Source organism: Bradyrhizobium sp. SPXBL-02 (assembly GCF_051853065.1).
Taxonomy (GTDB): domain Bacteria; phylum Pseudomonadota; class Alphaproteobacteria; order Rhizobiales; family Xanthobacteraceae; genus Bradyrhizobium.
In genome coordinates this window covers 4,713,921-4,722,976 of record NZ_CP182474.1, presented here as the reverse complement: position 1 = coordinate 4,722,976, position 9,056 = coordinate 4,713,921, and the positions used below count along the sequence as shown (strand labels likewise).

Here is a 9,056-nt window from a genome sequence, read left to right as displayed (position 1 = left end):
TCAGCGCCGCCGCGGCCAGCGGAAGGCCGCCAGGCCGATCACGGCGAACAGCGCCTTGAACGCCATCGCCATCGCGAAATAGGCCGCGCAGATCACGGCATAGACCTCGAAGCTGCGATAGGTACGGCTCTCGATGAAGCCGGCGACGTGGAACAGCTCATCCGTGGCGACCTGCGAAGCGAGCGAGGTGCCGAGCAGCAAAAGCACGAACTGGCTGGTCACGGCGGGATAAGCATTGCGCAGCGCCGGCGGCAGGATGATGTGGCGAAACACCTGCCAGCCCGACAACCCCAAGCACTGGCCGGCCTCGACCTGGCTGCGCGGAATGGAATCGAGACCGGCGCGGATGATCTCGACGGAATAAGCGCCGAAATAGAGTGACAGCGCGACGGCCGCGGCCTCGAAGGCGGGCAGCTTCAGGCCGAAGTTCGGCAGCACGAAGAACACGATGAAGATCTGGATCAGCGACGGCGTGTTGCGGAACAGCTCGATGTAACCGCGCACCAGCCAGCGCAGCGACGTGATCCGCCCCTTCAGCGCGACCGCGCCGGCGATGCCGATCACGAGCCCGGCGAGCGCCGAGATCACCGTCAGCTCCAGCGTGACGATGGCGCCGTCGATGAGCTGGTTCTGATAGCGCCAGAGCGGCAGGAAGTTCATCGCGCCGCTCTCAGCCGAACTGGGTGGGGAGGGCGCGCGCCACGACGCCGTCGGCATCGAGGCCGAAGATCACGCGCCAGCGGTCGAGGCAGGTGCAGGGATGCGAGATGCCGAAGGCGATGATGTCGCCGACCGCAAGCGCAGCTTCGGATGCGACCGAGAGGAACGCGTGCTGGTCGTTGAGGCGGGTCACCGCGAGCGCCGCGGCAAGGCCTTGCTGCTCGACTCCGTCCCGGAACACGCGCAACGGCACGGGCAGTCCCTGGTCGAAGGAGGCATCGCGCATGCCGAAGCCGGCGATCGCAAGTCCGTCTTCGGGCCGCGACAGCACCTCGGCCCAGAGCGTCAGCGTGGGCCGAAAGCTCTCCACGGCCGAGTGGTGCAGGCCTTCGATGAGGAGGCCGCCGCGCCGGTCGACTTCCGCGAAAGCGCGCGCATAGATGCCGTGATCGGCGAAGAACAGTGCGCCCGAGCGCAGGATCACACTGGCGTTGCCGTCGGCCTGAGCCGCGGGCGCAAGCGTCCGCGCGACGACATCGAAATAGGCCGAGCCGCCGGCACTCAGGATCAACGGCCGCTTCGGGGCGGCCGCGCGCACCAACGCAAATGTCTCGATGGTGCGCTCCAGCAGCACCGCGATGGCGCGCATCGTCTCGTCGGTATCGGACGTTGCAGCGGCGCCTTCGTAAGTGGCGACGCCGCCGAGCACGAGCCGGTCGGCGGCGAGCACGGCTGCGATCGTTGCCTCGACCGCGGCGCGGTCGCGCGCGCCGGTGCGGCCGGCGCCGAGTTCGACCAGCACCGATAATTCACTGCGTCCCGCGATCCGCGCGGCCCCGGCGAGAGCTGCCACCGCAGCCGGTGAATCCGCAAAAGCGTGAAATTCGACGTCGGGATAGGCGCTGAGCAGCGTGCCAAGGCGGCGGCCGGCGGCAAGCCCGCCGATCTCGTTGGCCAGCAGCAGGCGTCGCTCGCCGCTCGCGAGCAGCACGGCGGCCTGCTGGACGTTGGCAACCGTCGTGCCCCAGGCGCCGGCGGCGCGCAGCGAGCGGGCGAGCTCCGGCGACATCGGCGTCTTGGCGTGGGGCGCGACGGCAACGCCTGAACTCGCGCACCATTTCAGGAAGAGATCGCGGTTGGCCGCGAAGGCGGCTTCATCCAGGGTGAGGACGGGCAGGGCGAGATCGCCGTGCGCAGGCGACCAGCCCTGGTTGCCGATGTCCGCAGTGGCAACGCCATCGACCATGGGAATGCCCCGCACGGTCGCCGAAAGGCGTTGGTTCTCCCACCGGGACAAGAACTGCATCATCGCTCCCTCAGCGGCCCTCGACCGCTGCCAGGAAACGATACGGCCATATGACAACGTTGTCATTAGAGGATTTTAGCCAATCTGAGGCCAAATTCGATGCAATGAGGTATCAAGGTAAGGTACGCTGCCCCTGGAGTAGGCTAATGCTCGCCGCCCATCTGGATGAGCAGCTCCTCGATGTCGACATCGACCTGGCCGGCGGCCCTAACGTGACGGACCTCCAGACTGTCGGGCTGGAAGCGGTATTCGACGAGGCCGACTTCCTTGATCGCGATCCGGTCCTGGCGCTGATCGTTGATGACGAAACCCGCTGAAGGCGCCCAGACGTGGCGTGTATGGCGAAAGGTGAAGTCGCGGCGCTGGTGCACGTGGCCGCTGGCGACAAGACGCAGGTCGACATTGCCGAACAACTCGATCAGCCGCGCCCGCGCTGGCTGCGGCACGTAGCGGATCGACGTCTCCGGCGTCTCGGCATCGTCGGGCAGGTTGAGAAACAGCGGCTTGTGCAGGAACAGCGCGACCGGCCTGCCGTTCGTGCGCGAGATTTCCTGAGACAGCCAGTCGAACTGCTCGGCCTCGAAGGCGAGGCCCGAATTCATCACCAGCGAATTGAGGCCGATGAAGCGCCAGCCCGCGGCTTCGAACGACCAATGGTCTTCGCCGATGATGTCGCAGAACTGCCGGCGCTGCGTCTCGCTGACCGGCGGCTTCGGCGCCGGCCCGATCGCGGTCGGATTGTCGCCGATGTCGTGATTGCCGGGGAGATAGCGGCAGGTGACGGGCAGCGCGTCGTGCAGGCCTTTGGCGAATTCGACGTCGTCGCGGCTCGTCGGCCCGTCGAACGAGACGTCGCCGGTGTTGACGACGAGATCCGGCCTGCCGGCGTCGATGTGCTCGCTGATGCGATGGAAGTTGGCGATCAGGCCGGGGAAGCGCCGGCCGAGATGGGTGTCGGAAATCTGCGTGAGACGAAATTCGGACATGCGATCATCTTACCGGTCGCCGCGCGTAGGAACGATGACAGGCCGGGCATGGATCGCACCGAACAAAGTTTAAAGCACGCGGTAGCGGATGGTGTAGCCGTCCTGCGGGGCGACGGCACCGGCGAGCGGGGAGGCGATGCGGTCGGCGAGGTGCCAGGGGCCGAACTCGACGGAACGATGCGGCTCGGCCGGCAGGCGGAGGCGGAACTCGAAGATGCCCTTGCCGGACAAGTTCACGACCAGAACACGATCGGCCGTGCGGTGGTTGAGCACCACTGCGCCGCGCAGCACCGCCCGGCCGTCCGCGAGATCGCGCACGCCGTCGACCAGCGCCAGCGTCTGATTGCGATCGGTGTGCAGCTCGATCTGGCTGTCGCTCACCGCCGTCAGCATCTCCCGGGGCATGCGGATCTCGAACTCGACGGCAGGCTTGGAGGGATTGAGGCCGAGATAGGCAAGCGCAGCGTGGCGCATGTCGTAGGCGGCGAAGGCGAACAGGGCGACCGCGGCCAAGGCAGCCAGCCCATGCCGGGCGACGTCGCGCCAGGTCCGATAACTCAGGCGGAAGTAGACCGTCATGGCCAGTGCGACCGCGAGCGCTGCCGCCATCCCTGATAGGGCCGACATCAGGATGCCGAGCTGGCCATCGGCGGATTCGGTGAAGAAGCTGGACAAGGAATTCATGGCGCTATCTCGCCTGGGGGCCCACGGGCCCGAAATCGCTTTAACAATCTGTGGTTGGTCGCAAGAGCGGGAACGCCGGTTCAACTCGCTGATTGTCAGCGTGAGAAGCCGCGGCTAATGACGTCTGCGGCGTTCCGCCTCCCGGGAAAGTTCCGATGTCCGTTCAAATGGTCTTGCTGCCGGTCTTCGTGCAGGTCGCTCTCACCTTCGCGCTGCTGATCGGCATGGTCCTGGCGCGCCGCAAGGCCCTGGTCGCCGGCGAGACCAAGATCCGCGACATTGCCCTGGGCGAGCCGAACTGGCCGAAGGGCGCCACACAAATCGCCAATTGCTACCGCAACCAGTTCGAGCTGCCGGTGCTGTTCTACGTCCTGATCGCGCTTGCATTGCCCTTGCGCCGGGCCGACATCTTCATCGTGCTGCTGTCCTGGGTGTTCGTGGTGACGCGCTTTGCCCATGCCGGCGTGTTCGTCTCCTCCAACGATCTCGGCCGCCGCTCCACGGTCTGGCTCGCCGGCGTGCTGGTGTTGCTCGCGATGTGGATCTACTTCGCGCTGAAGCTCTTGTTGCTGATCTGAGCCTGACGCGCCGGATCCCATCTGAAAGATTTGAAATGACCCCCGCTGCCCGGCTGTCCGCAGCCATCGAAGTCATCGACACCATCGAAAGGGACCGCGTGCCCGCGGCGAAGGCGCTGAAGGAGTGGGGCACCGCGCACCGCTTCGCCGGCTCGGGCGACCGCGCCGCCATCGCCGGCCTCGTCTGGGACGTGCTGCGCCGCTACGCCTCGAGCGCCTGGCTGATGGATTCCGATACCGCGCGGGCCCGGCTGATCGGCATGCTCCGCCTCGAGCGCAACATGGACATGGCAACCATGGGCGCCTTGTTCGACGGCAGCCGCTTTGCGCCGGCGCCGCTGACCGAGGCCGAGCAGGCCGCACTCGCCTCGCGGTCCCTCGCGGACGCACCTGCCGCGATCGCCGGCGACTACCCGGAATGGCTCGACCCGTACCTTGCCAAGGTGTTCGGGGAGACCCGCCCGGCGGAAGCCGCGGCGATGGCGAGCCGGGCGCCGCTGGACTTGCGCGTCAACACGCTAAAATCCAATCGCGACAAGGTGCTGAAGGCGCTTTCTCATCTTCATGCAAAACCAACGCCCTGGTCCGCAACCGGCCTGCGCATCGAGCTTTCCGCCGATGCGCGCAACCCCGGCATCCAGGCGGAAGAGGATTTCATCAAGGGCGCCATTGAAGTGCAGGATGAGGGATCGCAGCTTGCGGCCCAGCTCACCGCGGCAAAACCCGGCGAGCAGGTGATCGATCTCTGCGCCGGCGCCGGCGGCAAGACGCTGGCGCTCGCCGCCCTGATGCAGGGCAAGGGCCGGCTGATCGCGACCGACCGCGACAAGCGCCAGCTCGCCCCGATCCATGAGCGACTGTCACGCGCCGGCGTCCACAATGCCGATGTCCGCACGCCCAAGGGCGAGGCCGATCCGCTTGCCGACATCCGCAGCACCGCCGACCTCGTCGTGATCGACGCGCCCTGCACGGGAACCGGCACCTGGCGCCGCAACCCCGACGCCAAATGGCGCATGCGCCCCGGCGCGCTCGAGATCCGCCTGCGCGACCAGGCCGAGGTGCTGGAGCGTGCGGTTCCGCTGGTCAAGCCGGGTGGCCGCATCGCCTACATCACCTGCTCGGTGCTGGCGGAAGAGAACGGCGAGCAGGTGAGGGCCTTCATCGGCCGTCATGGCGAGTTCACGGTCGTCCCGCCCGAGCAGACCGCGAGCGTGCTCTGGGACAAGGCGGACGCTTTTGGCGAGGCCGCGCTGCAGTCCGCCGAGGGCTGGCTGATGACGCCGCGGCGCACCGGGACGGATGGTTTTTTCGTTTCGGTGCTGAGGAAATCGGGCTGATCTCTCTCCGCCGTCATTCCGGGGCGCCCGCAGGGCGAGCCCGGAATCCATCGGGCGGCAGGGTGTGCGGCACAATGGATTCCGGGCTCTCGCTTCGCGAGCCCCGGAATGACCGGGGCAAGCAAAAGCCCCGCAGACCGAACCCGGTCGCGGGGCTTTCGAGTTCCAACGTTCTGCCGGTACGTCCGCGGTCAGAACGGTGCGCCGGCGTTAGCCGACGCGGAGATTGTCAGCCGACGACTTGCCGCTGCGGCGGTCGGCGACGATGTCGAACGAGACCTTCTGACCCTCGTTGAGGGAGGAGAGGCCGGCGCGCTCGACGGCGCTGATGTGAACGAACACGTCCTTCTGGCCGTCATCCGGCTGGATGAAACCATAACCCTTTTGGGTGTTGAACCACTTCACGGTGCCCATAGCCATGGGAATTTCCTTGTTTAGTTAGAGAGGTACGCACGCAGACCGGTACGCAGCATTGCGCCCATGGTCCCTGATGAGTCGATGTTTGGAGAATTCATCTGAAGCGTGCGCGCCCGTCAGCAACGAAGCGAAGCGGCCCAGTCGTTCGGCCAAGTATCGATGATCACAATATAGCGAGAATTTGGGGCCACTTCAAGGCACCACCCGCGGCTCGGCACCTCGCGTGACTTTGCTATTTTGCGGTGCAAATTAACCGCGCCCTCGCGTGTTAGTCGACAATGAAAAGCGTCGCCCCCGTGGCCGTCGAGGACCGGTGCGCAGCGTCGCCGAAATCCGACACCTGGTAGCTCATCCCCGCGGTGAGCTTGAATTTGCGCCCGTCGCGCAGCTCGCTATCGAGCTCGCCCTGCAGCACGTACAGCACGTGGCCGCGATCGCACCAATGATCGGCCAGATAGCCCGGCGAGTAGTCCACAATACGCACTCGGAGCTCGCCGATGTTGAGTGTGCGCCACTTGGCCTCTCCGCTCTCGCCGGGATGCGTGGTCGGCTCGACCTTGCTCCAGTCGGTGACGGTGAAGGGGGAGGCGGGGAGTTTCATGGGGAATCCTGTCTTGGAGCCGGCGGGCGCAGTGTTAGCGCACGCTATCGCCGCAGTCTCCGTCATTGCGAGCGCAGCGAAGCAATCCAGTGATGCATCCGCGGCGGCAGTCTGGATTGCTTCGTCGCACCAGCGCAAAATTGCTTTGCAATTTTGTCGCGGGCTCCTCGCAATGACGGGGGATAGTCAATGCGCCAAATGGTTCGCCGAGCCCTGCACGATCAGCCCCGCCTCATTCACCCGCAGATATTCGCAGATCTTCTTGCCCCGCTCGTTCTCGTAGAACACCACGAGGCTGTCCGGGCTGACGAACAGATCGATCAGCGAGAAATGCAGGTTCGGCAGCAGGGGCAGCGCCTTGCCCCAATAGGCGCGCAGCGCATCCTTGCCGCGCACCGTGCCGCTGGGGTCGAACCCCAGCGCCGGGATGCGGTCCGAGGTCATCACGGCCGCCTCGTCGTAGAGCGCGAGCACGCGCGTGAGATCGCGCGCATTCCAGGCCTCGACCCAGGTCCGGCCGAGCGCGGCCAGCGTTGATGGCTGATGGTGCTGTGGCATGGCATTCTCCCTGATCGGCCCTCTATGTGAGGATGGGGCACAATAGGTCAATAATACTGACCTATATCAATTTGTCCATGCCCAAAGAAGAATGTGGGCGCGCGGCCAGCGCGGTTGCGGCCCGCGCGCCGCCAGCGTATTGGCTGGCCATGACAGCAGCACAGAACGACCGCTCCGCGTCGACGCCCTCGGTGGCCTCGGCGCACGACAAGATTCTCATCGTCGACTTCGGCAGCCAGGTGACGCAGCTGATCGCGCGTCGCGTGCGCGAGGACGGCGTCTATTGCGAGATCGTCCCGTTCAACAAGGCCGAAGCGGCGTTCGAGGAGATGAAGCCGAAAGCGGTGATCCTCTCCGGCGGCCCCGAATCGGTGCATGAAGCCGGCTCGCCCCGCGCCCCGCAGCTGATCTTCGCCTCCGGCGTGCCGGTGATGGGCATCTGCTACGGCCAGATGACCATGGCGGCCCAGCTCGGCGGTGAGGTCGAGGGCGGCCATCACCGCGAGTTCGGCCGCGCCGATGTCGAGGTCAAGGCCGACAGCCAGCTGTTCGCGGACGTCTGGTCGTCAGGCAGCAAGAACCAGGTGTGGATGAGCCATGGCGACCGCATCACCAAGATGCCGCCGGGCTTCTCCGTCGCCGGCACCTCGCCGAACGCGCCGTTCGCGATCATCCAGGACGAGAAACGCAAATATTACGGCCTGATGTTCCACCCAGAAGTGGTGCACACGCCCGACGGCGCAAAGCTCATCCGCAACTTCGTGCGCAAGATCGCCGGCCTCACCGGGGACTGGACCATGCGCGCCTTCCGCGAGGAGGAGATCGCAAAAATCCGCGCGCAGGTCGGCAAGGGCAGGGTGATCTGCGGCCTCTCCGGCGGCGTCGATTCGGCCGTGGCGGCCGTGCTGATCCACGAAGCCATCGGCGACCAGCTCACCTGCGTCTTCGTCGATCACGGATTGATGCGCCTCAACGAGGCCGAGCAGGTCGTCGACCTGTTCCGCCACCACTACAACATCCCGCTCGTGCACGTGGATGCCTCCAAGCAATTCCTCGGCGAGCTCAAAGGCGTCACCGACCCCGAAACCAAGCGCAAGACCATCGGCCGCCTCTTCATCGAGGTGTTTGAAGCTGAAGCCAAGAAGATCGGCGGCGCCGACTTCCTCGCGCAGGGCACGCTCTATCCTGACGTGATCGAGAGCGTCTCCTTCACCGGCGGCCCCTCGGTGACGATCAAGTCGCACCACAATGTCGGCGGCCTGCCCGAGCGCATGAACATGAAGCTCGTCGAGCCCTTGCGCGAGCTGTTCAAGGACGAGGTGCGCAAGCTCGGCCGTGAGCTCGGCCTGCCCGAAATCTTCGTCGGCCGCCACCCGTTCCCGGGCCCGGGTCTCGCCATCCGCTGCCCCGGCGAGATCACCCGCGACAAGCTCGACATCCTGCGCAAGGCGGATGCCGTCTACATCGACCAGATCAGGAAGCACGGCCTCTACGACGATATCTGGCAGGCTTTCGCCGTGCTGCTCCCGGTGAAGACCGTCGGCGTCATGGGCGACGGCCGCACGTATGACTATGTGGTTGGCCTGCGCGCCGTCACCTCCACCGACGGCATGACCGCGGACTTCTACCAATTCGACATGAAGTTCTTGGGCGAGACCGCCACGCGCATCATCAACGAGGTGAAGGGCGTGAACCGGGTGGTGTATGACGTGACGAGCAAGCCGCCTGGGACGATTGAGTGGGAGTAGGGTGTCGCTTATCTGAGACATTGACTAGCCTTGCGCGTCGAGGGCGACTTCTATTAAAGCGCAGTTGGTAGGATGGGTAGAGCGCAGCGAAACCCATCGCGTTTGCAAAACGAACTTGATGGGTATCGCTTCGCTCCACCCCTCCTACGATCTACTTGTTTAATATCTTCGCTTCGTCAGG

General features: G+C 65.5%; 10 protein-coding genes. 3 read left to right on the top strand and 7 right to left on the bottom strand.

All coding sequences use genetic code 11. The features are described 5' to 3' along the window. The 4 genes from ACNJYD_RS22265 to ACNJYD_RS22250 all read right to left on the bottom strand — a co-directional run bounded on the left by ACNJYD_RS22265 (position 1) and on the right by ACNJYD_RS22250 (position 3,636). On the bottom strand, positions 1–660 hold the full coding sequence (locus ACNJYD_RS22265) for an amino acid ABC transporter permease (protein WP_212257477.1): 660 nt from the start codon (positions 658–660) through the stop codon (positions 1–3). 10 nt (positions 661–670) lie between these two features. After that, a complete protein-coding gene (locus ACNJYD_RS22260; protein ID WP_439363312.1) occupies positions 671–1,966 on the bottom strand; it encodes an alanine racemase in 1,296 nt (431 codons plus the stop codon). Positions 1,967–2,109: 143 nt separating this feature from the next. Further along, positions 2,110–2,952, bottom strand: a complete 843-nt coding sequence (locus ACNJYD_RS22255; RefSeq protein ID WP_172786373.1) for a metallophosphoesterase family protein — start codon at positions 2,950–2,952, stop codon at positions 2,110–2,112. Positions 2,953–3,021: 69 nt separating this feature from the next. After that, positions 3,022–3,636 (bottom strand): acriflavin resistance protein, encoded by a 615-nt coding sequence (locus ACNJYD_RS22250; RefSeq protein ID WP_439363311.1) that lies wholly within the window; start codon positions 3,634–3,636, stop codon positions 3,022–3,024. Between the two features lie 155 nt (positions 3,637–3,791). Here ACNJYD_RS22250 and ACNJYD_RS22245 point away from each other — a divergent pair, with 155 nt between their 5' ends. Beyond that, positions 3,792–4,214: an MAPEG family protein gene (locus ACNJYD_RS22245; protein WP_439363310.1), complete on the top strand. Its 423-nt coding sequence runs from the start codon at positions 3,792–3,794 to the stop codon at positions 4,212–4,214. Between the two features lie 35 nt (positions 4,215–4,249). Further along, complete coding sequence (locus ACNJYD_RS22240) at positions 4,250–5,551, top strand: RsmB/NOP family class I SAM-dependent RNA methyltransferase (protein ID WP_439363309.1); 1,302 nt, start codon at positions 4,250–4,252, stop codon at positions 5,549–5,551. A 210-nt stretch (positions 5,552–5,761) separates the two neighbouring features. On the opposite strand, the gene ACNJYD_RS22235 is transcribed toward ACNJYD_RS22240, so the two are convergent. The 3 genes from ACNJYD_RS22235 to ACNJYD_RS22225 form a co-directional block, all read right to left on the bottom strand. Then, on the bottom strand, positions 5,762–5,971 hold the full coding sequence (locus ACNJYD_RS22235) for a cold-shock protein (RefSeq protein ID WP_008141931.1): 210 nt from the start codon (positions 5,969–5,971) through the stop codon (positions 5,762–5,764). Between the two features lie 265 nt (positions 5,972–6,236). Further along, the gene (locus tag ACNJYD_RS22230; RefSeq protein WP_439363308.1) at positions 6,237–6,569 is read right to left on the bottom strand and encodes a DHCW motif cupin fold protein; all 333 of its coding nucleotides are present in this window, start codon (positions 6,567–6,569) and stop codon (positions 6,237–6,239) included. Positions 6,570–6,755: 186 nt separating this feature from the next. Next, the gene (locus tag ACNJYD_RS22225) at positions 6,756–7,127 is read right to left on the bottom strand and encodes a nuclear transport factor 2 family protein (protein ID WP_439363307.1); all 372 of its coding nucleotides are present in this window, start codon (positions 7,125–7,127) and stop codon (positions 6,756–6,758) included. A gap of 149 nt (positions 7,128–7,276) precedes the next feature. Between ACNJYD_RS22225 and guaA the strand changes: the two genes are divergently transcribed. Beyond that, positions 7,277–8,875, top strand: a complete 1,599-nt coding sequence (gene guaA, locus ACNJYD_RS22220; protein WP_439363306.1) for a glutamine-hydrolyzing GMP synthase — start codon at positions 7,277–7,279, stop codon at positions 8,873–8,875. Positions 8,876–9,056: the final 181 nt, after the last annotated feature.

Excerpts from the sequence above, each read along its gene's own strand:
- ACNJYD_RS22265 (WP_212257477.1), bottom strand. The coding sequence starts at position 660 with ATGAACTTCCTGCCGCTCTGGCGCTATCAGAACCAGCTCATCGACGGC.
- ACNJYD_RS22260 (WP_439363312.1), bottom strand. The coding sequence starts at position 1,966 with ATGCAGTTCTTGTCCCGGTGGGAGAACCAACGCCTTTCGGCGACCGTG.
- ACNJYD_RS22255 (WP_172786373.1), bottom strand. The coding sequence starts at position 2,952 with ATGTCCGAATTTCGTCTCACGCAGATTTCCGACACCCATCTCGGCCGG.
- ACNJYD_RS22250 (WP_439363311.1), bottom strand. The coding sequence starts at position 3,636 with ATGAATTCCTTGTCCAGCTTCTTCACCGAATCCGCCGATGGCCAGCTC.
- ACNJYD_RS22245 (WP_439363310.1), top strand. The coding sequence starts at position 3,792 with ATGTCCGTTCAAATGGTCTTGCTGCCGGTCTTCGTGCAGGTCGCTCTC.
- ACNJYD_RS22240 (WP_439363309.1), top strand. The coding sequence starts at position 4,250 with ATGACCCCCGCTGCCCGGCTGTCCGCAGCCATCGAAGTCATCGACACC.
- ACNJYD_RS22235 (WP_008141931.1), bottom strand. The coding sequence starts at position 5,971 with ATGGCTATGGGCACCGTGAAGTGGTTCAACACCCAAAAGGGTTATGGT.
- ACNJYD_RS22230 (WP_439363308.1), bottom strand. The coding sequence starts at position 6,569 with ATGAAACTCCCCGCCTCCCCCTTCACCGTCACCGACTGGAGCAAGGTC.
- ACNJYD_RS22225 (WP_439363307.1), bottom strand. The coding sequence starts at position 7,127 with ATGCCACAGCACCATCAGCCATCAACGCTGGCCGCGCTCGGCCGGACC.
- guaA (WP_439363306.1), top strand. The coding sequence starts at position 7,277 with ATGACAGCAGCACAGAACGACCGCTCCGCGTCGACGCCCTCGGTGGCC.